The 22,714-nt window shown below is 71.3% G+C and carries 18 protein-coding genes; 7 read left to right on the forward strand and 11 right to left on the reverse strand.

Features of this window, described 5'->3' with window-relative positions:
* Positions 1–17 precede the first annotated feature (17 nt).
* Entirely contained in the window at positions 18–392 is a 375-nt protein-coding gene (locus ACH4DZ_RS40385; RefSeq protein WP_398294063.1) for an NTP pyrophosphohydrolase, read from the reverse strand.
* A 57-nt stretch (positions 393–449) separates the two neighbouring features.
* On the opposite strand from ACH4DZ_RS40385, the gene ACH4DZ_RS40390 reads away from it, so the two are divergent.
* Complete coding sequence (locus ACH4DZ_RS40390; protein WP_398294065.1) at positions 450–1,481, forward strand: hypothetical protein; 1,032 nt, start codon at positions 450–452, stop codon at positions 1,479–1,481.
* Between the two features lie 157 nt (positions 1,482–1,638).
* Here ACH4DZ_RS40390 and ACH4DZ_RS40395 read toward each other — a convergent pair whose 3' ends face one another.
* From ACH4DZ_RS40395 to ACH4DZ_RS40410, 4 genes are all read right to left on the reverse strand, one after another.
* Positions 1,639–3,765 carry a 3-hydroxyacyl-CoA dehydrogenase NAD-binding domain-containing protein gene (locus ACH4DZ_RS40395; protein ID WP_398294067.1) on the reverse strand — a complete coding sequence of 709 codons (2,127 nt, stop codon included), beginning with the start codon at positions 3,763–3,765 and terminating at the stop codon, positions 1,639–1,641.
* The gene (locus tag ACH4DZ_RS40400) at positions 3,762–4,988 is read right to left on the reverse strand and encodes an acetyl-CoA C-acyltransferase (protein WP_107022155.1); all 1,227 of its coding nucleotides are present in this window, start codon (positions 4,986–4,988) and stop codon (positions 3,762–3,764) included. Before ACH4DZ_RS40400 ends, ACH4DZ_RS40395 begins: the two co-directional genes overlap by 4 nt.
* A 414-nt stretch (positions 4,989–5,402) precedes the next feature.
* Complete coding sequence (locus ACH4DZ_RS40405) at positions 5,403–6,434, reverse strand: LacI family DNA-binding transcriptional regulator (RefSeq protein ID WP_398294069.1); 1,032 nt, start codon at positions 6,432–6,434, stop codon at positions 5,403–5,405.
* Positions 6,431–8,866, reverse strand: coding sequence for a glycoside hydrolase family 2 protein (locus ACH4DZ_RS40410; RefSeq protein ID WP_398294071.1), 2,436 nt, complete (start codon positions 8,864–8,866; stop codon positions 6,431–6,433). Before ACH4DZ_RS40410 ends, ACH4DZ_RS40405 begins: the two co-directional genes overlap by 4 nt.
* Before the next feature lie 160 nt (positions 8,867–9,026).
* Between ACH4DZ_RS40410 and ACH4DZ_RS40415 the strand changes: the two genes are divergently transcribed.
* From ACH4DZ_RS40415 to ACH4DZ_RS40425, 3 genes are read left to right on the forward strand one after another with little or no spacing between them, the layout of a single operon-like run.
* Positions 9,027–10,343 carry an ABC transporter substrate-binding protein gene (locus ACH4DZ_RS40415; RefSeq protein WP_398294073.1) on the forward strand — a complete coding sequence of 439 codons (1,317 nt, stop codon included), beginning with the start codon at positions 9,027–9,029 and terminating at the stop codon, positions 10,341–10,343.
* Positions 10,343–11,293, forward strand: coding sequence for a carbohydrate ABC transporter permease (locus ACH4DZ_RS40420; protein WP_398294075.1), 951 nt, complete (start codon positions 10,343–10,345; stop codon positions 11,291–11,293). Before ACH4DZ_RS40415 ends, ACH4DZ_RS40420 begins: the two co-directional genes overlap by 1 nt.
* Positions 11,290–12,138, forward strand: coding sequence for a carbohydrate ABC transporter permease (locus tag ACH4DZ_RS40425; RefSeq protein ID WP_398294077.1), 849 nt, complete (start codon positions 11,290–11,292; stop codon positions 12,136–12,138). Before ACH4DZ_RS40420 ends, ACH4DZ_RS40425 begins: the two co-directional genes overlap by 4 nt.
* Before the next feature lie 151 nt (positions 12,139–12,289).
* Here the strand turns inward: ACH4DZ_RS40425 and ACH4DZ_RS40430 are convergent, their stop codons facing one another.
* The 3 genes from ACH4DZ_RS40430 to ACH4DZ_RS40440 all read right to left on the reverse strand — a co-directional run bounded on the left by ACH4DZ_RS40430 (position 12,290) and on the right by ACH4DZ_RS40440 (position 15,559).
* Complete coding sequence (locus tag ACH4DZ_RS40430) at positions 12,290–13,576, reverse strand: HRDC domain-containing protein (protein WP_398294079.1); 1,287 nt, start codon at positions 13,574–13,576, stop codon at positions 12,290–12,292.
* 167 nt (positions 13,577–13,743) lie between these two features.
* Positions 13,744–14,406 carry a response regulator transcription factor gene (locus ACH4DZ_RS40435; RefSeq protein WP_055514175.1) on the reverse strand — a complete coding sequence of 221 codons (663 nt, stop codon included), beginning with the start codon at positions 14,404–14,406 and terminating at the stop codon, positions 13,744–13,746.
* Positions 14,407–14,932: 526 nt separating this feature from the next.
* Positions 14,933–15,559, reverse strand: a complete 627-nt coding sequence (locus ACH4DZ_RS40440; RefSeq protein ID WP_398294206.1) for a DUF3000 domain-containing protein — start codon at positions 15,557–15,559, stop codon at positions 14,933–14,935.
* A 289-nt stretch (positions 15,560–15,848) separates the two neighbouring features.
* Here ACH4DZ_RS40440 and hemE point away from each other — a divergent pair, with 289 nt between their 5' ends.
* Complete coding sequence (hemE, locus tag ACH4DZ_RS40445; RefSeq protein ID WP_398294081.1) at positions 15,849–16,916, forward strand: uroporphyrinogen decarboxylase; 1,068 nt, start codon at positions 15,849–15,851, stop codon at positions 16,914–16,916.
* A 91-nt stretch (positions 16,917–17,007) separates the two neighbouring features.
* On the opposite strand, the gene ACH4DZ_RS40450 is transcribed toward hemE, so the two are convergent.
* A complete protein-coding gene (locus tag ACH4DZ_RS40450; RefSeq protein ID WP_398294083.1) occupies positions 17,008–17,835 on the reverse strand; it encodes a rhomboid family intramembrane serine protease in 828 nt (275 codons plus the stop codon).
* A 102-nt stretch (positions 17,836–17,937) separates the two neighbouring features.
* Between ACH4DZ_RS40450 and ACH4DZ_RS40455 the strand changes: the two genes are divergently transcribed.
* Positions 17,938–18,297: a hypothetical protein gene (locus ACH4DZ_RS40455; protein ID WP_398294085.1), complete on the forward strand. Its 360-nt coding sequence runs from the start codon at positions 17,938–17,940 to the stop codon at positions 18,295–18,297.
* Positions 18,298–18,591: 294 nt separating this feature from the next.
* Here ACH4DZ_RS40455 and ACH4DZ_RS40460 read toward each other — a convergent pair whose 3' ends face one another.
* Both ACH4DZ_RS40460 and ACH4DZ_RS40465 read right to left on the reverse strand, forming a co-directional pair.
* Complete coding sequence (locus ACH4DZ_RS40460) at positions 18,592–19,992, reverse strand: FAD-dependent oxidoreductase (RefSeq protein WP_398294087.1); 1,401 nt, start codon at positions 19,990–19,992, stop codon at positions 18,592–18,594.
* Positions 19,993–20,019: 27 nt separating this feature from the next.
* A complete protein-coding gene (locus ACH4DZ_RS40465) occupies positions 20,020–21,129 on the reverse strand; it encodes a DUF4349 domain-containing protein (protein ID WP_398294089.1) in 1,110 nt (369 codons plus the stop codon).
* An 87-nt stretch (positions 21,130–21,216) separates the two neighbouring features.
* Between ACH4DZ_RS40465 and hemG the strand changes: the two genes are divergently transcribed.
* Positions 21,217–22,710 (forward strand): protoporphyrinogen oxidase, encoded by a 1,494-nt coding sequence (gene hemG / locus ACH4DZ_RS40470; RefSeq protein ID WP_398294091.1) that lies wholly within the window; start codon positions 21,217–21,219, stop codon positions 22,708–22,710.
* Positions 22,711–22,714 lie beyond the last annotated feature (4 nt).

Here is a 22,714-nt window from a genome sequence, read left to right on the forward strand (position 1 = left end):
GGCACGGGACCGCGAGGTCACGGTCGGACGGTCCTCGGACCCGTGACCTCGGCACCCAACTCCGTCACCCTGCGCCGCAGTTCCCGGTCCGCCGTGACCACCAGGCGCGCGCGGTCCGGGTGTTCGGCGACCAGCTCCACGATCCGGTCGTCCCCGCTGCCGGGCGCCGCCACGACCCGTACCCCGGGCACGGACGTCACACCGCGGGCGCCGCCCTCGACCACGAGGACCAGCTCCAGGGGCCCCGCGAGGCCCGGGAGGCCTTCGTCGGCGTACGGGACGAGCTGGTCCCGTACGCGCTCCGCGGCGCCCCGGCGGTCGCGCCACCAGCCGTCGGGGACGGACCCCACCACGTTGGCGGCGTCGACGATCACGAGCGGGGCGGCGTCCATACGGCCAGGGTCGCACGGAGGGCGATCACACGGCCCGATTAGAGTGGGGGAGTGTCAATGGCCCGCACACTCAACGGCACCTGGCTCATACGCGGCCGGGACGGCAGACTCAGCGCCTACGCTCCGATGGAGGAAGCGGTGTGGTGCTGGGCCGAGCAACGTCCCGACGGCCCCTGGGCGGCGCCCCGCGCGGTCGGCGGCGACCAGCGCGTCAACCCGGTGCTCGCCGTGGGCCAGGGAGCCGACGCCTACGCCCACCTGGTCTCCTGGCGGCCCACCGTCGCCGGGGAGGCCGGACTCGTCCACTCGACCCACTTCAGACCGCACCTCGCGGCCCTCGACTGGAACCCGCTCGGGCACCCCAACGCCAAAGGGGGCCGGACCGGCGTACCGGCCGTCACCGTGGACGCCGAGGGCCGCGCGCATGTCTTCGTCCGAAACAAGGGCGGCGGGGTCAGCATGCGCGGCCAGAAGGAGCGCGGGGGCTGGGGCCCCTGGCGCGACCTCAAGGGCCGCGAGGTCACCGGCGAACTCGCCGCCGTCACCCGCGCGTCCGGACGCGTCGAGCTGTACGCGGCCACGCCGGCCGGCATCCTGCGCTGGACGCAGGCCGGTCCCGGCCACATCCCCGCGCTCGACGAGGAGCCGCTGAAGGTGGCGGTCCGGCCGGGAACCCTGCGGGCGCTGACCACCTCCGACGAGCATGTGACGCTGTTCTACACGGACGACAACGACACGGTGTGCGCGTGGCGGGCGGGTGCGGAGCCGGTGGAACTCCTCGGCTGCGCGGGGCCCGGGGCGGTGTCCGCGATCCGCTGCACGCTCGACGGCGTCGACTGCACGCTGCTCGCGCAGCGGTCCGCGAGTGGGCGGGTGGCGTTCGCCGCGTATCCGACGGAGCAGGAGTCGGCGGGGGCGTGGTGGACGGACTCGGGGCCTGAGCTTCCCGCCGACGCGCAGGTGTCTCTCGCCGAGGACGCACAGGGGCGGGTGGTCGCGGCGACCCTCGCGCCGTCCACGGGGGCGCTCTCGCTGACCCACCGCAAGGACGAGCCGGGCCTGGCGCTGGAGGCCTGGCAGAGCATTTGATCCGCCCCCGCCGCCCCTTCCCGTTCCCGTCCCCTGGGGCTGCGCCCCAGACCCCCTGTCGCGCTGCGCGCTCGTCCTCAAACGCCGGACGGGCTACATGGGTAGCCCGTCCGGCGTTTGAGGACCGGGGGTTCGGGGGCGGAGCCCCCGAGAAAAGCTACGCCGGGACCGACGCCACACCCGGTGCCAGGAACGGCTTGCCGTTCGCCCGCTGGGAGACACCCTCACGGTCCAGGTACGGCGTGATGCCACCGAGGTGGAAGGGCCACCCCGCACCGGTGATCAGGCACAGGTCGACATCCTGCGCCTCGGCCACGACACCCTCGTCGAGCATGAGCCCGATCTCCTGCGCGACGGCGTCGAGCACCCGCGCCCGCACCTGCTCCTCGCTCAGGACGACATCGCCCTGCTTCAGCAGCGCGGCGACCTCGGGGTCCAGCTCCGGCTTCCCGGAGTCGTACACGTAGAAGCCGCGCTTCCCGGCCTTGACGACCGCCGCGAGGTTCGGGGAGACCGTGAAGCGGTCGGGGAAGGCCCGGTTGAGCGTCTCGGAGACGTGCAGACCGATGGCAGGACCGACCAGCTCAAGGAGGACCAGCGGAGACATCGGCAGCCCCAGCGGCTCGACCGCCTTCTCGGCGACCGCGACCGGCGTGCCCTCGTCGATGACGTTCTGGATCTCGCCCATGAAGCGGGTGAGGATGCGGTTCACGACGAACGCCGGGGCGTCCTTCACCAGGACCGCGGTCTTCTTCAGCTTCTTGGCCACGCCGAAGGCGGTCGCGAGCGCGGCGTCGTCCGTCTGCTCGCCCCGCACGATCTCCAGGAGCGGCAGGATCGCGACCGGGTTGAAGAAGTGGAAGCCCACGACCCGCTCGGGGTTCTTGAGCTTCGACGCCATCTCGGTCACCGACAGCGAGGAGGTGTTGGTGGCGAGGATCGCGTGCGCCGGGGCGACCGCCTCGACCTCCGCGAACACCTGCTGCTTGACGCCGATCTCCTCGAACACGGCCTCGATGACGAAGTCCGCGTCCGCGAAGCCCTCGGCCTTGTCCAGGACACCGGAGACCAGGGCCTTGAGGCGGTTGGCCTTGTCCTGGTTGACGCGGCCCTTGCCGAGCAGCTTGTCGATCTCGGCGTGGACGTAGCCCACACCCTTGTCGACGCGCTCCTGGTCGATGTCGGTCAGTACGACCGGCACCTCCAGGCGGCGCAGGAAGAGCAGGGCGAGCTGCGAGGCCATCAGACCGGCGCCGACGACACCGACCTTGGTGACCGGACGCGCGAGGGACTTGTCCGGGGCACCGGCCGGACGCTTGCCGCGCTTCTGCACCAGGTTGAACGCGTAGATGCCGGAGCGCAGTTCACCGCCCATGATCAGGTCGGCGAGCGCCTTGTCCTCGGCGTCGAAGCCCTGCTGCAGGTCGCCGTTCTTCGCGGCGGCGATGATGTCGAGGGCGCGGTACGCGGCCGGGGCCGCCCCGTGCACCTTGCTGTCCGCGATGAAGCGGCCCTTGGCGACGGCCTGGTCCCAGGCCTCGCCGCGGTCGATGACCGGGCGGTCGACGACGATCTCGCCCTTGAGGACGGACGCCGTCCAGAGCAGCGACTGCTCAAGGAAGTCCGCGCCCTCGAAGAGCGCGTCGGCGATCCCCAGCTCGTAGACCTGCACGCCCTTGAGCTGCTTGTTCTGGTTGAGCGAGTTCTCGATGATCACCGAGACGGCCTTGTCGGCGCCGATCAGGTTCGGCAGCAGGGCGCAGCCGCCCCAGCCGGGCACCAGGCCGAGGAAGACCTCGGGGAGCGAGAAGGCGGGCAGGGACGCGGAGACCGTGCGGTAGCTGCAGTGCAGACCGACCTCGACCCCGCCGCCCATGGCCGCGCCGTTGTAGTACGCGAACGTCGGGACCGCGAGGGCGGACAGCCGCTTGAAGACCTCGTGGCCGCCCTTGCCGATGGCGAGCGCGTCCTTGTGCTCCTTGAGGAGCTCGACGCCCTTGAGGTCCGCGCCGACGGCGAAGATGAACGGCTTGCCGGTGACGCCGACGCCGATGATCTCGCCGGCCGCGGCCTCCTTCTCGACCTGGTCGATCGCGGCGTTGAGGTTCGCCAGCGAGGCCGGGCCGAAGGTGGTCGGCTTGGTGTGGTCGAAGCCGTTGTCCAGCGTGATGAGCGCGAAGCGCCCCGCGTTGAAGGGCAGGTCGAGGTGGCGTACGTGCGCCGACGTCACGACCTCGTCGGGGAACAGCTCCGCTGCGCCCTTCAGGAGTTCAGTGGTGCTCACTTGTCGCCTCCGGCGTCCTTGTGGTGCGGGTTCTCCCAGATCACCGTGGCGCCCATGCCGAAGCCGACGCACATGGTGGTGAGGCCGTAACGGACCTCCGGCTGCTCCTCGAACTGGCGGGCCAGCTGGGTCATCAGCCGGACGCCGGAGGAGGCCAGCGGGTGGCCGTACGCGATGGCGCCGCCGTACTGGTTGACGCGCGCGTCGTCGTCGGCGATGCCGTAGTGCTCCAGGAACGCGAGGACCTGGACGGCGAAGGCCTCGTTGATCTCGAAGAGGTTGATGTCCTCGATCGACAGACCGGCCTTCGCGAGGGCCTTCTCGGTGGCGGGGATCGGGCCGTAGCCCATGACCTCCGGCTCGACGCCCGCGAAGGCGTACGAGACGAGCCGCATCCGGACCGGCAGGTCGTGCTCGCGGGCGAATTCCTCGGACGCGATGATCGAGGCGGTGGCGCCGTCGTTCAGACCGGCCGCGTTACCGGCGGTGACCCGGCCGTGTACGCGGAACGGGGTCTTGAGGCCGGCCAGGTTCTCCAGGGTGGTGCCGGGGCGCATCGGCTCGTCGGCGGTGACCAGGCCCCAGCCCGTCTCGCCGACCTCCGCGTTGGTGTTGCGCACCGAGATCGGCACCAGGTCCTGCTGGATCTTGCCGTTGGCGTACGCCTTGGCGGCCTTCTCCTGCGAGCGCACGGCGTACTCGTCGGCGCGCTGCTTGGTGATCGTGGGGTAGCGGTCGTGCAGGTTCTCGGCGGTCATGCCCATGAAGAGGGCCGACTCGTCGACGAGCTTGTCACTGACGAAGCGGGGGTTCGGGTCCACGCCCTCGCCCATGGGGTGGCGGCCCATGTGCTCGACACCGCCGGCGATGACGGCGTCGTACGCGCCGAAGGCGACGGAGCCGGCCGCGGTCGTCACGGCGGTCAGCGCGCCGGCGCACATGCGGTCGATCGAGTAGCCGGGCACGGACTGGGGCAGCCCGGCCAGGATGCCGGCCGTGCGGCCCAGCGTCAGACCCTGGTCGCCGATCTGCGTGGTCGCGGCGATGGCGACCTCGTCGATCTTCTTCGGGTCGAGTCCGGGGTTGCGGCGCAGCAGCTCCCGGATCGCCTTCACGACGAGGTCGTCGGCGCGGGTCTCGTGGTAGATGCCCTTCGGGCCCGCCTTGCCGAACGGGGTGCGGACGCCGTCGACGAAGACGACGTCCCTGACGGTACGAGGCACGATGGCTCTCCTCCAGATGCGGATTGCACTGCTGCGATGCGATGCGCTGAGCGCGCGCTCAGGTCCCATGCTACTTACGGGTAACGTAGCTGCCCAGTCCCGGGGCCCGGAGCGGCGAAGGTCACACTTCCAGTGTGGCCGCGGGGCGAACACGTGTCACACGTGCGGGCCCCCTGTGGCCGGTCGCGCAGTTCCCCGCGCCCCTGGGAGGGGTGGGGTGACGTTGTGTGTCAGGTGCGGGTGGGTCGTGGCTGAGCGCGCAGTTCCCCGCGCCCCTGAAAGGGCGGGGTGGGGCTGGTCGCGCCGTTTTCCGCGCCCCCCGCGAGGGCAAAAGCTGGGGCGCAGCCCCGGTTTTTGGGGGCGCGGGGAACTGCGCGACCGGCCCCCACCGGGGCCGCACCCTCGGACGGACCGTTACCGTGGCAGCGCCGTGGACCCCCGGGGGGTCAGCACCGGCGTGGGCACAGGATGCGACCCCCCGCCCTCACCGCCCGTGATGACGCCGAACAACGTTCGAGCGACCTCCGCCCCGAACCCGTGCACGTCATGACTCATCGCCGACAACGTCGGATGCGTCAACCGGCACAGCTGCGAGTCGTCCCACGCCAGCAGCGACACATCCCCCGGCACCGACAGCCCCATCTCGGACGCCACCGACAGCCCGGCCACCGCCATGATGTCGTTGTCGTAGACGATCGCCGTCGGCCGATCCGAGGCGGACGCGGTCAGCAGCGACCGCGTGGCCCGCGCCCCCGCCTCACCGGAGAAGTCCGTCGCCACCTGCCACGCCCCGCTCAGTTCCAGCCCCCGCGCGGCCGCGTCGAACGCGGCTGTACGGATCGCCGTGTGCCCGAGCGCCGCCGCCCCGCCCACCCGCGCGACCCTCCGGTGCCCGAGCGCCGCGAGATACCGCACGGCCTCCGTGACAGCGCTCGCGTCGTCGGTCCACACGGAGGTGAGCCCGCCGGTCAGGGAGGGGTGCCCGACGGCCACGACGGGCATCCCGAGCCGTTCGACGGCGGCCACCCGCGGATCGTCCGCCCGGAAGTCCACCAGGATCGACCCGCTGACGTGCTTGCCCCGCCACCAGGAGTCCTGGAGCCCGACCTCCTCCTCCACCGTCCGAAGAAGCCGCAGCAGCAGCGAGCACGAGTGCTCGGTCAGCACGCTCTCCACACCCGAGATGAACTCCATGTAGAACGGTTCGAGCCCGAGCAGCCTCGCCGGCCGGCAGATCGCGAGGCCCACCACGTCCACCCGCCGCCCGGCCAGCGACCGCGCGGCGAGGTTCGGCGTCCAGCCCAGCTGGCGGGCCGCCTCGAAGATCCGGTCCCGGGTCGCCTCGGACACGCCCGGTTTGTGGTTGAAGGCGAGCGACACGGCCCCCTTGGACACCCCGGCGCGGGCCGCGACGTCCTTGATCGTGACGCGGGACGGTGTCGTCATCGTGCGGGCTCCACGCAGTACAGGGCGGAGCGTACGGTCTCCGCGTCCACATCCCCCAGAGTCTCCCAGCCCCGCACGCCGATGGTCACCCGTTCTCCGGGGAGCAGCGTGACGAGCCCCCGGTCGGCCGAGGCGGCGGGCGACAGACGGTCGGCCTGCAGCAGCAGATCCCGTACGAGCGTGCGGGCGGTGACCGTCACCTCTCCCGGAGCGGCGACCGAGACGTCGAACCGCGGCAGGGGATACGGGATCTCATGGTCGGCGCCGGGAAAGTGCAGGGCCCGCAGCCCGCCCGGGCCCACGTCTCCCCCTCCGCTCCCGCTCCCGTCCGCGTCCGCCACCAGGAACTCCTTGGGCCCCACCGGCACGAGGTCCTGCGGTACGCGCAGGTCGCCGACCGCCCGTGCCCCCGCCGCCACCTCCACGTCGGCCTCCGCCACCACCCCGCCCTCCACCGACATCCGCCGCAGCACCACCCGGCACGCCCACGGGTCGGCCGACTGGTTGACGGCCGCCAGTACGAGTCCTCCGGGCCGGGGCCGCAGCGTCAGCAACCGGTCCGCGTACAGCCGTTTCAGCTCGTGGTAGAGCGGCTTCTCGCGGCCGTCCCCGTCTATCGCGGCCCAACTGGTCACCGGCCAGCAGTCGTTGAGCTGCCAGACGATCGTGCCCGCGCACACCGGCCAGTTGGCCCGCCAGTGCTCGATGCCCGTGGCGACGGCCCGTGCCTGGTTCACCTGGGTGAGGTAGTGCCACCGGTCGAAGCCGGCCTCGCCGAAGCCCTGTTCGGGCACGGCGAAGTGCCGGGCGAGTCCGCGCGCAAGCTTCCCGTTGCCGTCGTCGGCCTTCTGGTGGTGCAGCATGCCGGGGGAGTCGGGCGCGAGCACCTCGCCTGGCAGGGCGCGCCGCAGCGTGGCGTACGCGGGCGGCGCCTGCCAGCCGAACTCGGCGACAAACCGGGGGACTTCGAGCCGGTAGTCCGCGTAGTCCCGCCGGTTCCACACCTCCCAGGAGTGATGGGTGCCGTGGGCGGGGTCGTTGGGATGGTGGTCCCAGGAGCCCGACCAGGGACTGCCCGCCGTGTACGGCCGGGTCGGGTCCAACTCGGCGACCACACGCGGCAGCAGACCCAGGTAATAGCCCTCGCCCCAGGAGTCGCCGGCCAGCCGCCGCTCCCAGTCCCAGTCCCGGAATCCCCACAGGTTCTCGTTGTTGCCGTTCCACAGCACGAGCGAGGGATGCGGCATCAGCCGTACGACGTTCTCGCGCGCCTCGGCCTCCACCTCGCCGCGCAGGGGCTGCTCCTCCGGGTAGGCGGCGCAGGCGAAGGGGAAGTCCTGCCAGACCAGCAGGCCCAGCTCGTCGCACGCGTCGTAGAAGTCCTCGCTCTCGTAGAGACCGCCGCCCCACACGCGTACGAGGTCCACGCCGGCGTCGGCCGCCTGGGTCAGCCGGGTGCGGTAGCGCTCGCGGGTGATCCGGGAGGGCAGGACGTCGTCCGGGATCCAGTTGACGCCACGGGCGAAGAGCCGCTCGCCGTTGACGACGAAGGTGAACCCGGAGCCGTGCTCGTCGTCCCGCCGGTCCAGCTCGACGGTCCTGAAGCCGACGCGGCGACGCCAGGAGTCCAGCGGCCCGCCCGCGTCGGAGAGGGTCAACTCCAGCTCGTACAGGGGCTGTTCCCCGTAGCCGCGCGGCCACCACAGGTCGACGTCCGGCACCTCGACGCGTACGACCGCACTCGTGCCCACGACGTCCGCGGCCGTCTCGACCCCGCCCACGCGGGCGCTCAGCGTCAGTCCGGCCTCCACCCGTGACCGCTCGACCTCCACGTGCAACTCGACGCGCCCCACACCCTGTTCGGCCGTCACGAGCGGACGCACCCGGGATATGCGCGCCGTCGTCCAGTGCTCAAGCCGCACCGGTTTCCAGATGCCGGCCGTCACCAGGGTCGGACCCCAGTCCCAGCCGAAGGAGCAGGCCATCTTGCGGAGGTACTGGAAGGGCTCGGGGTAGGCGTTCGGCCGCTCGCCGAGCCGCCCGCGCACCGCCTCCGCCTCGCCGTACGCGGACCGGAAGTGGACCGAGAGGCGCCCGCCGAGCCCCGTGACGTCGAAGCGGTACGAGCGGTGCATGTTCCGTACCGCGCCGAGCAGTTGGCCGTCGAGCCGGACCTCGGCGACCGTGTCCAGGCCGTCGAGGACGAGGTCGGTCTGCTCGTGCCCGCCCGGCGCCGGAGCGAGCGTCGTCTCGTACAGCCAGTCGCGCCGCCCCACCCACGCCACCTCGGCCTCGCCGCGCCCGAGGAACGGGTCCGGCACGACCCCCGCTGCCAGCAGATCCGTATGCACGCAGCCCGGCACCGTGGCCGGCAACTCGGCCCCGTCGTGCCGCAGGACCCATCCCTCGTGGATCGGCGTGACATCCAGCATGCGCACTCCTAAACCGGTATAGGCCAATGCTGACCGGACGGTAGTTAACGCCCCTCAATCCTTGGCGAAATAAGGACTTTACCGGTTTAGCAACGACTGCCAGAGTGCGGAACCAGCCATCCCACTCGTGCTCATCCGTCCCCGAACGGAGCTGGTGCAGATGAACCACCGCACGAAGATCGCCGGAAGCCTCCTCGCCGCCGCGCTGCTGGCCGCGGGCTGTACCGGAAGCGGAGGCACGTCGAAGGGCGCGGACGCCGAGGCCCCCGACGACCCGGCGAAGGTGTCCGGCACGATCACGGTCCTGACCCACCGGACCGACCTCGTCCAGGACGGCACGATGAAAAGGTACGCGGCCGAATTCAACAGGACCTATCCGAAGGTCAAGGTCGAGTTCGACGCCCTCACGGACTACGAGGGCGAGGTCAAGATCCGGATGAACACCGAGAACTACGGCGATGTGCTGATGATCCCCGCCGTGATCAAGAAGGACGACTACCCCAAGTTCTTCGCGTCCCTCGGCGCCGGGACCGACCGCGCGAAGAAGTACCTGTTCACCGACTTCACCACGGTCGAGGGCAAGGTCTACGGGCAGAGCCCGATGGGGGCGCTGCCCGGCTTCCTCTACAACAAGCGGGTCTGGAAGGAGGCCGGGATCACCGACTGGCCCACCACACCGGCCGAGTTCGTCGACGGTCTGAAGGCCATCAAGTCGAAGACCGACGCGATCCCGTACTACACGAACTTCAAGGACATGTGGCCGCTGACGCAGTGGACCTACATGGACGGCGCGGTCAGCTGCGACCCCCGCGCCACGTCCCGCCTCGCCGAGGGCGACCCGTGGGCGAAGGGCGAGGACCTGCGCGTCGCCGACACCCTGCTGTACGACATCGTGCGCGGGGGGCTGATCGAGAAGGACCCGACGGCCACCAACTGGGAAGCGTCCAAGCCCGAGTTGGCCAAGGGCGACATCGCCACGATGTGGCTCGGCTCCTGGGCGATCACCCAGTTCCGGGCGGCGGCGGAACAGGCCGGCGCGGACCCGGACGACATCGGCTTCATGCCCTTCCCGGCCCAGCGGGACGGCACGTTCTGCGCGACCATGTCGCCCGACTACAACCAGGCCGTCAACATCAACTCCGACCACAAGGCGGCGGCCCGCGCCTGGATCGACTGGTTCACCGACAAGTCCGGTTACGCGGCCGACAACCTGACCCTCTCCCCGGTCAAGGGCGCCCCGCTGCCCGCGGTGCTGCGACCGTACGAGGACGCGGACGTGAAGCTCATCGAACTCGACGACGCGAAGGGCGCGGAGGTCAAGGAGATCGACAACCAGTCGGAGGTCGGCCTCTACAAGCCCGACTACCGCCAGGACCTCGTCGACCTCGCCCGCGGCGCCAGGAAGGGCAGCCTCGACGACTTCCTCGGCGACCTCGGCGAGCGCTGGGAAGAGGCGCGGAAGTCCACGGGGTCCTGATGACGGACACGACCGAGAAGGCGGCGCGGCCGAAGGAGGCCGCGCACGCCGCCCGCCCGGCACGCGCCCGTGCCCCGCGCCGGCTGCGCCTGCGGCGGGGCCTCACCCCGTGGCTCTTCCTCGCCGCCCCGCTGGTCCTGCTGATCACGTTCACGTACGCGCCGGTCGCCAACATGGTCGCGTACAGCTTCACCGACTGGGACGGCGTCAGTCCGGAGCTGAGCTACACGGGCGCCGAGAACTACGTCGAACTCTTCACCCGCCCCGAGCTGTTCGAGGTCTTCTTCGTCAGCGGCTACTACCTGGCCGCCTCCGTCGTGCAGATCGTCGTCGCCCTCTACTTCGCGACGGTCCTGAGCTTCGACGTGCGCTTCCGGAACTTCTTCAAGGGCGTGCTCTTCTTCCCGTACCTGATCAACGGGGTGGCGATCGGTTTCGTCTTCCTCTACTTCTTCCAGGACGGCGGCACCCTCGACTCGGTCCTGAGCCTCCTGGGCGTCCACTCCGACCGAGCCTGGCTGGGCACCCCGGTCTCCGCGAACGTCTCCCTGGCCGGGGTCTCCGTCTGGCGCTACCTGGGCCTGAACTTCGTCCTGTTCCTCGGCGCGATCCAGTCCGTCCCGGGCGAGCTGTACGAGGCGGCAGAGCTGGACGGGGCCAACCGCTGGCACCAGTTCCGGTACATCATCGCGCCCGGCATCAGGCCCGTACTCAGCCTGACCGTCATCCTGTCCGTCTCCGGCTCGCTGTCGGCCTTCGAGGTGCCGTTCATCATGACCGGCGGCGCGACCGGCACGGAGACCTTCGTGATCCAGACGGTGAAGCTGGCCTTCCAGTTCAACAAGACGGGGCTGGCCTCGGCCGCCGCGGTCGTCCTGCTGCTGATCATCCTGGCGGTGACCTGGGTCCAGCGACGCCTCGTCCCGGACGACAAGGTGGACCTCGTATGAGCCGTATGCCCCGCGTCCCGCGCCACCGAGTCGCCCGGACGCTCACCTACCTGTCGCTGATCGCCGCGAGCGTGGTCGTCCTGCTGCCCCTCCTCGTCGTCCTCCTGACCTCCCTCAAGTCGGAGAAGGAGATGGCGAACGACAGCGGCGCGCTCCAACTCCCCGACGACCCACTGAACTTCGACAACTACGTGACGGCCTTTCAGGACGGGCGGATGCTCTCGGCGTTCGGGAACACCGCGTTCATCCTGCTCTTCTCCGTCACCGGCACGGTGATCATCGGATCGATGGCGGCGTACGCGATCGACCGCTACACCTTCCGCTTCAGGAAGCTGGTCGTCGCGCTGTTCCTGGTCGCCACGCTCGTACCCGGCGTGACCACCCAGGTGGCGACCTTCCAGATCGTCGACAGCTTCGGCATGTTCGACAGCCGCTGGGCGCCGATCGTGCTCTACATGGGCACGGACATCGTCTCGATCTACATCTTCCTGCAGTTCGTCCGGTCGATCCCCGTCTCGCTCGACGAGTCCGCCCGGCTCGACGGCGCGAACGCCTTCACGATCTACCGGAAGATCATCCTGCCGCTGCTGAAACCCGCGATCGCGACGGTGGTGATCGTGAAGGGGATCACCGTGTACAACGACTTCTACATCCCGTTCCTCTACATGCCGTCCGAGGATCTTGGCGTGATCTCAACGTCGCTGTTCCGCTTCAAGGGCCCGTTCGGAGCACATTGGGAGAACATCTCGGCGGGAGCGGTCCTGGTCATCCTCCCCACGCTGCTGGTCTTCCTGTTCCTGCAGCGCTACATCTACAACGGCTTCACGAGGGGCGCGACGAAGTAGCCCCAGAGGAGCTCCGCGCCTCTGGGGGCGCGGAGCTGTGTCATTTTGCGGCTCCGCCGCGTGGGCGCGACCGGCCACGACGGACCGGCAGCCGCGAAGAATCCGCACCACCAACGGCGAAGGGGCGCCCCAGAACGGCCGGGACCGGGCCCTACTCCTTGGGCTTGGCCTTTACCGCCAGCGCGGCGACCAGCACAGGCGTGACCTGCGCAACCTGCCAGGCCCGGGCCCCGTACCCCGCAAGCGCGGCAGCGACGGACGCCGCGTCCGGAGCGACCGGCGGCTCCCAGCAGACCCTCCGCACCGTGTCCGGAGTGATCAGATTCTCCTGCGGCATGTTGAGCGTCTCGGCCAGCGCGGACACGGCGGCCCGCGCCGCCGACAACCGCGCCGCGGCGGCCGGATCCTTCTCGGCCCAGGCGCGCGGCGGAGGCGGCCCGGTGAGCGGCTGACCCGGCTGCGGCAGCTCGGCGTCGGGGAGTTCCTTCGCCCGGTCCACGGCCGCCTGCCACTGCTCCAGCTGGCGCCGGCCCATACGGTGCCCGAAGCCGTTCAGCGCGGCGAGCGCGTGCACGTTGGCCGGTACGGCGAGCGCGGCCTCGACGATCGCTCCGTCGCCGAGGATCTTGCCGGGCGAGATGTCCCGCCGCCGCGCCGCCCGGTCCCGGGTCTCCCACAGCTCCCGTACGACGGCCATCTGCCGGCGGCGGCGCACCTTGTGCATGCCCGACGTACGGCGCCACGGGTCCTTGCGGGGCTCGGGCGGAGGCGCGGAGGCGATCGCGTCGAACTCCTCGCGGGCCCACTCCAGCTTGCCCTGTCGGTCGAGCTCCTTCTCCAGCGCGTCCCGCAGGTCGACGAGCAGCTCCACGTCGAGCGCGGCGTAGCGCAGCCACGGCTCGGGCAGCGGGCGCGTCGACCAGTCGACGGCCGAGTGCCCCTTCTCCAGTACGAAGCCCAGGACGCCCTCGACCATCGCGCCGAGCCCGACCCGCGGGAACCCGGCGAGCCGGCCGGCCAGCTCGGTGTCGAACAGGCGGCTGGGGACCATACCTATCTCCCGCAGACACGGCAGATCCTGGGTGGCCGCGTGCAGCACCCACTCCACTCCGGCGAGCGCCTCGCCCAGGCCCGACAGGTCGGGACAGGCGACGGGGTCGACGAGCGCGGTGCCCGCGCCCTCGCGGCGCAGCTGCACCAGATACGCGCGCTGGCCGTAGCGATAGCCGGACGCCCGCTCGGCGTCGACGGCGACGGGGCCGGTGCCGGCCGCGAACGCGGCGATCATCTCGGCGAGGGCGTCCTCGTCGGTGATCACCGGCGGAATTCCGTCGCGGGGCTCCAGCAAGGGGATCGGCGCCGGTTCGACGTCGTCCGGAGGAGCGCCTCCGGTGGTTCGCAGTGAACTGTCTGCTGCGGTCTCTTGGGCGTCGGTCACCTGTCAAGGGTATCTGTGTATGACAGACGCCCGTCGACGGAACGTTCCGTCGACGGGCGTCAGAGGGTCGTAAACCAGTCAGGCCGGTGAATCCCGCATCGGTCGGGCGTCCTGGCCGGTGCGGAGGGGATGATCCGGTTCAGGCGGCGGGGTGAGGTCGGCGGGGGTCAGTGGATGATTCCCGTGCGCAGGGCCACCGCCACCATGCCGGCGCGGTCACCCGTGCCGAGCTTGCGGGCGATGCGGGCGAGGTGGCTCTTGACGGTCAGCGCGGACAGGCCCATCGAGACGCCGATGGCCTTGTTCGACTGGCCCTCCGCCACCAGCCGGAGCACCTCGACCTCACGGCCGGACAGCTCGCGGTAGCCGCCCGGGTGGCTCGGGGAACCCGGGGGGCGGCGGTGCATACGGGCGGCGGCCGAGCCGATGGGCGCGACGCCCGGCCGGGTGGGCAGCCCGACGTTCGTACGGGTGCCGGTGACGACGTAGCCCTTGACGCCGCCCGCGAGGGCGTTGCGTACGGCGCCGATGTCGTCGGCGGCGGACAGGGCCAGGCCGTTCGGCCAGCCCGCGGCGCGGGTTTCGGACAGGAGGGTGAGGCCGGAGCCGTCGGGGAGATGGACGTCTGCGACACAGATGTCGCGGGGGTTGCCGATGCGGGGACGAGCCTCCGCGACGGACGAAGCCTCGATCACGTCGCGAACACCGAGCGCCCACAGATGGCGGGTGACGGTGGAGCGCACGCGGGGGTCGGCCACGACCACCATCGCGGTCGGCTTGTTCGGGCGGTAGGCGACCAGGCTTGCGGGCTGCTCAAGGAGAACGGACACCAGGCCTCCTGGGGTGCGGGACGGGGGACCGGCTGTGGGGATGAAGCCGGGACGAACCGTGCTTTCAAGGTCACAGAGGTCTTCGGCATCAAACCCGTCCGCCTTTAGAGAATGATCACGATTTGGTGAGTAATAATGCGTGCAATTCGGACGCACGATCGATCATCCGAAGATCGAAACGAGTCCGCTCCGCTTCGATACGAGGCCGAAAGTGGTCGTATCGATAAAAGGGCAAACGTGTTTTCGTGCAGGCCGCGGGTGGTTCGGGGTCACGTGAGGGGGCCACGGGAGCGCGTTCGGGGCGCGTACGCGGCAGGCCACCCTCCGCCGGCACCCCGGGAGAGGGAAAACCGACGGAAGGTTGACGCCGAGCCCCCGCACAAGCCCCCACACAAGACTGAAGCCGCACCCCCTGACGGGGCACGGCTTCAGGAAGGCCCCTCAAGGGGCGCGGGGAACTGCGCGATCAGCCACGACGCACCGGCAGACGACCTCAGGCCGTCCAGCACGCCGCCGGGTAGAGCGACTAGCGGCTTTGCGGCCCCCGCCGCTGCGGCAGCGTGACGATGGACGCGTCACCCGGCGCCGCCGGCGGCAGCCCGGCGATCTGGGCGAGCAGGTCGCACCAGGAAGCCAGATGCGACGCCGTGTCCGGGACGCCGCCCAGACCTTCGCGGGGCGTCCAGGACGCCCGGATCTCGATCTGCGACGCCGAGGGCCGCTCCGACAGACCGCCGAAGTAGTGCGAGCCGGCCCGGGTGACCGTGCCGCTGGGCTCGCCGTACGACAGACCGCGGGCCTGGAGCGCACCCGTCAGCCAGGACCAGCAGACGTCGGGGAGCAGCGGATCGGCGGCCATCTCCGGCTCCAGCTCCGCGCGGACCAGCGTCACCATGCGGAACGAGCCCTGCCAGGCGTCGTGCCCGGCCGGGTCGTGCAGCAGGATCAGCCGGCCGTCCGCCAGATCCTCGTCACCGTCGACGACAGTGGCCTCCAGCGCGTACGCGAACGGCGCGAGCCGTCGCGGTGCCTTCGTCGGATCGATCTCGATCTGTGGCCGCAACCGCGCGGCCCTCAACGCATCGACGGCGGCTCGAAAAGGCAGCGGAGCCGCCTCCATCGCATCCCGCTCCCCCTCCTTCGGGTCGTCCATTCCAGCGCCGTCCGACAGTCGTCCCTGAGCCGCAGCCATGCGGGGAAGATTAAGGGGAACAGAGCCTTTGCGCAGGGAGAGACACCCGTGCGCCGGACCACTGTCCGGATCGCGTTGCCGAAAAGCGCCCCTGAACGCGCCGTTTCGCAGCGGTACGGGACGGAGCGCGGGGCGCGCAGCGGGTCGAGCGCGGTCCGGGAGCGGGTGGGGTACGGGTCGGGCGCGGGCCCGGGCGCCCCGCGTCGGGCCCCGGCTCCCGGTGCCTCCGGACCGTGCGAGACTTTTCGTCGTGAGCGTCATTGACCGCCCCAAGGGCCAGCAGCCGACCGCGACATACGACTCCGCCTTCCTCAAGGCGTGCAGGCGTGAACCCGTGCCGCACACGCCCGTGTGGTTCATGCGGCAGGCCGGACGCTCTCTGCCCGAGTACCTGAAGGTGCGCGAGGGCATCCCCATGCTGGAGTCCTGCATGCGGCCCGAGCTGGTCGCCGAGATCACCCTCCAGCCGGTCCGCCGGCACCACGTGGACGCGGCGATCTACTTCAGCGACATCGTCGTACCGCTGAAGGCCATCGGCATCGACCTGGACATCAAGCCCGGCGTGGGCCCCGTCGTCGAGAAGCCGATCCGCACCCGCGCCGACCTGGACCAGCTGCGCGAGCTGACGCCCGACGACGTCTGGTACGTCACCGAGGCGATCGGGTTGCTCGCCCGTGAACTCGGCCCGAAGCCCCTCATCGGCTTCGCGGGCGCGCCCTTCACCCTCGCGAGCTACCTCGTGGAGGGCGGCCCGTCCCGCAACCACGAGCACACCAAGTCGCTCATGTACGGCGACCCGCAGCTCTGGGCCGACCTGCTCGACCGGCTCGCCGACATCACCGCCGCGTTCCTGAAGGTGCAGATCGAGGCGGGCGCCTCCGCCGTCCAGCTCTTCGACTCCTGGGTCGGCGCCCTCGCCCCCGCCGACTACCGGCGCTCGGTCATGCCCGCCTCCGCGAAGGTCTTCCAGGCCGTCGAGTCGTACGGCGTTCCGCGCATCCACTTCGGTGTGGGTACGGGGGAGCTGCTGGGGCTGATGGGCGAGGCGGGCGCGGATGTCGTGGGTGTCGACTGGCGTGTGCCGCTGGACGAGGCGGCGCGGCGGGTCGGCCCCGGCCGGGCCCTTCAGGGGAACCTCGACCCCGCGGTGCTCTTCGCTCCGACCGAGGTCGTCGAGGCGAAGGCACAGGAGGTGCTCGACGCCGCCGCGGGGCTTGAGGGGCATGTGTTCAACCTCGGGCACGGGGTCCTGCCGTCGATGAGCCCGGACGCGTTGACGGGGCTCGTGGAGTACGTGCACCAGAGTTCGCAGCGCTGAGGGTTCGCCGGATCGGTGCTTCGCTGCTCGCCCGCGGGCCGGTGGGGGCTGGTCGCGCAGTTCTCCGCGCCCCTTTCGTGGCCCGGGTCGCTCACCAGCGGTGGTGGGCCCTTCTGCCCCACAGGAGGCCGCGGGGCTGGGGTGGGGGCGGGGTGCCCCGGCGCAGGGGCCAGGCCAGGAGCATGCCTGTCAGGAAGCCGACCACGTGGGCCACGTACGCGACGGTGCCGGCTTCGGAGACGCCCCTGCCGGACGAGTACACCGCCTGGAGGCCGAACCAGAAGCCCAGCACGATCCAGGCGGGCAGCCGCAGCGGCAGGAAGATCAGGAACGGGACCAGGACCCAGACCCTGGCCCGTGGGTAGAGGACCAGATACGCGCCCAGCACTCCGGCGATCGCGCCCGACGCGCCGATCAGCGGGTCGCCCGAGTCGGCGTTGACGAGCGCGAAGCCGTAGGCCGCCGCATAGCCGCAGGCGACGTAGAAGAGCGCGTAGCGGATGTGGCCGAGGCGGTCCTCGATGTTGTTGCCGAAGATCAGCAGGAAGAGCATGTTGCCGAGCAGGTGCACCCAGCCGCCGTGCAGGAACATCGCCGTGAGGACCGACAGTTGCGGTGACTTGTCGTAGCCGGGCGGGCCGACGACACAGCCGCGAGCGGTGGCGCTCACCCCTACGTCACCTGTGGGGACCGTGGTCGGGAGCTGCCCGTGGATCAGCTCCCGCGGGATCGCCGCCCAGTGGTCCAGGAACGCCTGCAGTTGACACAGCTCGGCCAACCGGGACGGACCGCCCTCGCCGGTGAGCGAACTCGCCACGCCCGGAGTAACCAGGAAGACCACGAAGTTGGCGGCGATCAGCGCGTACGTCACATACGGCGTGCGGCGTGCCGGATTCACGTCATGGACGGGTATGACCACGGGGGAATCCTGCCCCGGTTCAGGGAGTCTGAACGGCGGCGGGGCGGTGTGCGTATGTTTCGGCAACCGCCAGTGATCCAAGCAATATGTGAGGAACAGGTCATGAACGACCGAGCCGCTCAGCCGTTGATCGCCACGCCGGACGGCGAGGCGGAACTCGCCGTGGTACTCAGGCTGTCCTGGGAGGACGTGGCCGCGCTCGGCCAGGAGGCGGGGCGACTGGCCGCGAGCATGCAGCGGCCCGTGACGCTGGACGAGGCGGCGAGTCATCGGCTGCGGGGGCGGCCTGCGGGGTCGCATGCGCGGTCTGCCGCCGCGTCGGCCATGCCGGCGACCGCGCCCGCTGTGGGTGGGCCTCAGGTTTCCGCCGTGTCTTCGTTGCCGCGGACGCCGGGGGAGCAGGCTCGGCAGGCCATAGAGAAGATCAACGGGAATACGCCTGGGGCTGCGCAGGGGGCTTGAGGCGTCGCTGTTCGGCCCACCGCCGGTGGGGGCTTGTCGCGCAGTTCCCCGCGCCCCTGAGGGGTGGGGGGGCTGCGGTTGTGTGTCGGCCTACCGCCGGTGGGGGCTGGTCGCGCAGTTCCCCGCGCCCCTGAGTGAGGCGGGGGTTGCGGTGGTGTGTCGGCCGGCCGCCGGTGGGGGCTTGTCGCGCAGTTCCCCGCGCCCCTGAGTGAGGTGGGGGTTGTGGTGGTGTGTCGGCCGGCCGCCGGTGGGGGCCGGGCGCGCGGTTCCCCGCGCCCCTGAGGGGGCGGGGGTCTACTGGGCGGTTTTGCGTACCGCTGTCACCGCCTTGCGGGCCGCTACCAGGATGGGGTCCCAGACCGGGGAGAACGGTGGGGCGTAGCCGAGGTCCAGGGCCGTCATCTGTTCGACCGTCATGCCCGCCGTGAGGGCCACGGCGGCGATGTCCACGCGCTTGGCGGCGCCCTCGCGGCCGACGATCTGGACGCCCAGGAGGCGGCCGGTGCGGAACTCGGCGAGCATCTTCACCGTCATGAGGTCGGCCTTCGGGTAGTAGCCTGCGCTGTTCGTCGACTCGATCGTGACCGCCTCGAAGCGCAGCCCCGCCCGGTGCGCGTCCTTCTCGCGCAGGCCGGTACGGGCGATCTCCAGGTCGCAGACCTTGCTCACCGCCGTGCCGACGACACCGGGGAACGTGGCGTAGCCGCCGCCGACGTTCGAGCCGATCACCTGGCCGTGCTTGTTGGCGTGGGTGCCCAGCGCGATGTGGCGCTCGCTGCCCGACACCAGGTCCAGCACCTCGACGCAGTCGCCGCCCGCCCAGATGTTCTCGTGCCCGCGCACCCGCATGGCCAGATCCGTCAGCAGCCCCTTGTGGGCGCCGAGCGGCAGACCCGCGGCCTCGGCGAGCGTGGTCTCCGGCCGGACGCCGATGCCGAGGACCACCACGTCCGCCGGGTACTCGGCGTCCTCCGTGGCGACCGCCCGGACCCGCCCGTCGTCACCGGTGAGGATCTTGGTGACCTCGGCGTCGTTCACCATGGTGATGTCCATGCCCTCCATGGCCTCGTGCACCAGGCGGCCCATGTCCGGGTCGAGCGTGGCCATCGGCTCCTTGCCGCGGTTGACGACCGTCACCTCGTACCCGCGGTTGATCAGTGCCTCGGCCATCTCCACGCCGATGTAGCCCGCGCCGATCACGACCGCGCGGCGGCCCTCCGTACGGCTCAGCGTGTCGATGAGGGCCTGTCCGTCGTCGAGGGTCTGCACCCCGTGCACCCCGGGGGCGTCGATACCGGGCAGTGCCGGCCGTACCGGCTGGGCGCCCGTCGCGATCACGAGCTTGTCGTACGACGTCCATGCCTCGGTCCCGGAGTCCAGGTCGAGGGAGCGCACCCGGCCGCCGTCGACGTCGAGTTCGGTGACCTCCGTACGCATCCGCAGGTCGATCCCGCGTTCCCGGTGCTCCTCGGGCGAGCGGGCGATCAGCTTGTCCCGGTCGTCGACCTCGCCGCCCACCCAGTACGGGATGCCGCACGCGGAGAAGGAGCTGAAGTGCCCCCGCTCGAAAGCGATGATCTCCAGTTCGTCGGGGCCCTTCAGCCTGCGCGCCTGGGACGCGGCGGACATGCCCGCCGCGTCCCCTCCGACGACCACCAGACGCTCTTTCGTACGGTTCTCGCGGCTCATAGTCATGCGAACACGCTACGGCGGTCTAACATTTCAGTCCCGCTCAGGCTCGCCGCTCGCAGTCGGGGTGGCGCCCGCACCGCGCGGTGTCCGGCCGCGCAGGAAACGCACCCACAGGAACAGCAGCAGGGCCGCACCCACCAGGAAGGGCAGTACCGCGCTCAGCGCCAGCGCGATCCAGCGGAACATGCTGACGAACGCGTCCCAGCCGCCCCCGAGCGCGTCGGCGAAACCGGGATCGTCGTCCTCGGCGGCCTTCTTCACCGGCGTCTCGGACAGCGACAGCGTGATCGTGGCCAGGCTCGTACGGTCCTTCAGCGAGGCCTGCTGGGCCAGCAGCGACTCCAGGTCGGCCTGGCGCGTGCTCAACTCGCCCTCCAGGGTGACCACATCGCTCAGCTTGGAGGCCCTGTCCATCAGCTCGCGGATCCGCGCCACGCTCGCCCGCTGCGTCTTGAGTCGGCTCTCCACGTCGACGACCTGCTCGGTGACGTCCTCCGCCTTCGCCTTGAGGTCGAGGAGCTTGCCCGAGCCCTCCAGTTCGGTGCGGACCTCCTCGTACTTCTCCGCCGGGATCCGCAGGACGACGCGGGAACGCTCGCGGCCCCTGGAATCGCGGTCCGTGGTCTCGTCGCCGACCATGCCGCCCGCGTTCTCGACCACGGTGCGGGCCTCGCCGAGCGACTTCGGCACGTCCTTGACCTGCACGGTCAGTGAGGCGGTGTGGATGATGTGGACGGTCGGCCCCGGTACCGAGGCGGCCTCCTTGCCCTGGGAGCGGCCCTCGTCACTGCCGGCCGCGCCGCTGTCGGCCGCCGCGCCCGCCGCCGGGTCCCGGGCGTCCGAGTCGGCGGCCTTCTCGCTGCTCGACCCGCCGTCGGCCGCGCTCGTGCACCCCGTGAGGGCGAGGGCGCCGGAGAGCAGCAGCGCCGCCAGGACCTGGACGGGCCGTGCGGACCGGCCGGCCCGGTATCGGGTCGTGCCGCTGCCGCTGCCGCTGCTTCTGTTACTGCCACTGCCACTGCCATGTGTCCGCATGTCGGTGTACCCCCGAGGTGTCGTGATGAGCGTCGTGATGACTGACGTTCCTTCGACGCCCGAGCCCCGCCGGACGTTGGCCGGATCCGGTCCCGAAGGGGTCACGGTCCGGCCTCGTCATGGACACCGCGCCCGCCCGCCGGGGCGCCGGGGGCCCGGGAGACGGCGTACCGGGTCTGGGACAGTGGACACATGCACGCAGACACACGTACGGGCCCGGGTCACGTCGTCGTCATCGGGGGCGGTGTCGCCGGTCTGGCCGCCGCGCACCGGCTCCTGAACGGCGGCGCGCGCGTGACCGTCCTGGAGGCCTCCGACCGGCTCGGCGGCAAGCTGCTGCCGGGCTCGATCGCGGGGGCCCGGGTCGACCTCGGCGCCGAGTCGATGCTCGCGCGACGGCCCGAGGCGGTCGCGCTCGCCCACGAGGTGGGCCTCGCGGACCGGCTCCGGCCGCCGAACACCGTGGGCGCCTCGATCTGGACGCGCGGCGCGCTCAGGCCCATGCCCAAGGGACACGTCATGGGGGTCCCCGCGGACGCGGCGGCCCTCTCCGGGGTGCTCTCCGACGAGGGCCTGCGCCGTATCGAGCGCGACCGCGACCTGCCGCGCACGGAGGTCGGCGACGACGTGGCGGTGGGTGCCTTCGTCGCGGAGCGCCTCGGCCGCGAGGTCGTCGACCGGCTCGTCGAGCCCCTGCTCGGCGGGGTCTACGCGGGCGACGCGTACCGCATCTCGATGCGTTCGGCCGTACCGCAGCTCTTCGAGGCGGCCCGTACGCACGCCTCGCTCACGGAGGCGGTCCGCGAGATCCAGGCGAAGGCCGCGCGTGGTCAGCGGCCGGATCAGCAGGCCGGCCCGGTCTTCATGGGCATCGAGGGCGGCGTCGGCCAACTGCCGCTCGCCGTCGCCGAGTCGGTACGCGCCCGGGGCGGCGAGATCGTCACGGGAGCGGCGGTCACGGAGCTGCGACGGGTCACGGGCGACGCGGCCGGTGCCGAGCGGCGCGAGGGCTGGCGGGTCGTCGCGGGCGGCCGGGCGCTGGCGGCCGACGCCGTCGTCGTGGCGGTGCCCGCGGGCGCCGCCGCCGCACTGCTCGCCGCCGAGGCCCCCGCCGCCGCGGCCGAGCTCGCGGCCGTCGAGTACGCGTCCATGGCGCTGATCACCCTCGCCTACCGCCGGGACGGGGCCGCCCTCCCCGGAGGCAGCGGTTTCCTGGTGCCGCCCGTCGACGGGCGGACCATCAAGGCGTCGACGTTCGCGTCCCAGAAGTGGGGCTGGATCGCCGAGGAGAACCCGGACGTGGTGATCCTGCGCACCTCCGTCGGCCGGTACGGGGAGACGGAGATCCTCGGCCGCGACGACGCGGACCTCGTCGACGTGTCCCGGCACGACCTGCGCGAGGCCACCGGCCTCACCGCGGAGCCCCTGGAGACCCGGGTGACCCGCTGGAACGACGGACTGCCCCAGTACCCGGTCGGGCACCACGCGCGCGTGGCGCGCGTCCGCGAACACGTCGGCAGGGTGCCGGGCCTCGCCGTGTGCGGAGCGGCGTACGACGGCGTGGGCATCCCGGCCTGTGTCGCGAGCGCGAACGCCGCCGTGGACTCGCTCAGGGGCGACGACCGGCTGTCGGACGCGCTCAGTGCGAACCCGGTGCAGAGCCTGCACGGCGGGGCGGGAGAATAGCCCC

Source organism: Streptomyces sp. NPDC017991 (genome assembly GCF_044328075.1).
Lineage (GTDB): Bacteria > Actinomycetota > Actinomycetes > Streptomycetales > Streptomycetaceae > Streptomyces.

Coding starts and splice junctions, on each gene's coding strand:
- ACH4DZ_RS40460 (WP_398294087.1), bottom strand. CDS start 19,992: ATGACTATGAGCCGCGAGAACCGTACGAAAGAGCGTCTGGTGGTCGTC.
- ACH4DZ_RS40385 (WP_398294063.1), bottom strand. CDS start 392: ATGGACGCCGCCCCGCTCGTGATCGTCGACGCCGCCAACGTGGTGGGG.
- ACH4DZ_RS40405 (WP_398294069.1), bottom strand. CDS start 6,434: ATGACGACACCGTCCCGCGTCACGATCAAGGACGTCGCGGCCCGCGCC.
- ACH4DZ_RS40440 (WP_398294206.1), bottom strand. CDS start 15,559: ATGGACGACCCGAAGGAGGGGGAGCGGGATGCGATGGAGGCGGCTCCG.
- ACH4DZ_RS40410 (WP_398294071.1), bottom strand. CDS start 8,866: ATGCTGGATGTCACGCCGATCCACGAGGGATGGGTCCTGCGGCACGAC.
- hemG (WP_398294091.1), top strand. CDS start 21,217: ATGCACGCAGACACACGTACGGGCCCGGGTCACGTCGTCGTCATCGGG.
- ACH4DZ_RS40390 (WP_398294065.1), top strand. CDS start 450: ATGGCCCGCACACTCAACGGCACCTGGCTCATACGCGGCCGGGACGGC.
- ACH4DZ_RS40415 (WP_398294073.1), top strand. CDS start 9,027: ATGAACCACCGCACGAAGATCGCCGGAAGCCTCCTCGCCGCCGCGCTG.
- ACH4DZ_RS40420 (WP_398294075.1), top strand. CDS start 10,343: ATGACGGACACGACCGAGAAGGCGGCGCGGCCGAAGGAGGCCGCGCAC.
- ACH4DZ_RS40425 (WP_398294077.1), top strand. CDS start 11,290: ATGAGCCGTATGCCCCGCGTCCCGCGCCACCGAGTCGCCCGGACGCTC.
- ACH4DZ_RS40455 (WP_398294085.1), top strand. CDS start 17,938: ATGAACGACCGAGCCGCTCAGCCGTTGATCGCCACGCCGGACGGCGAG.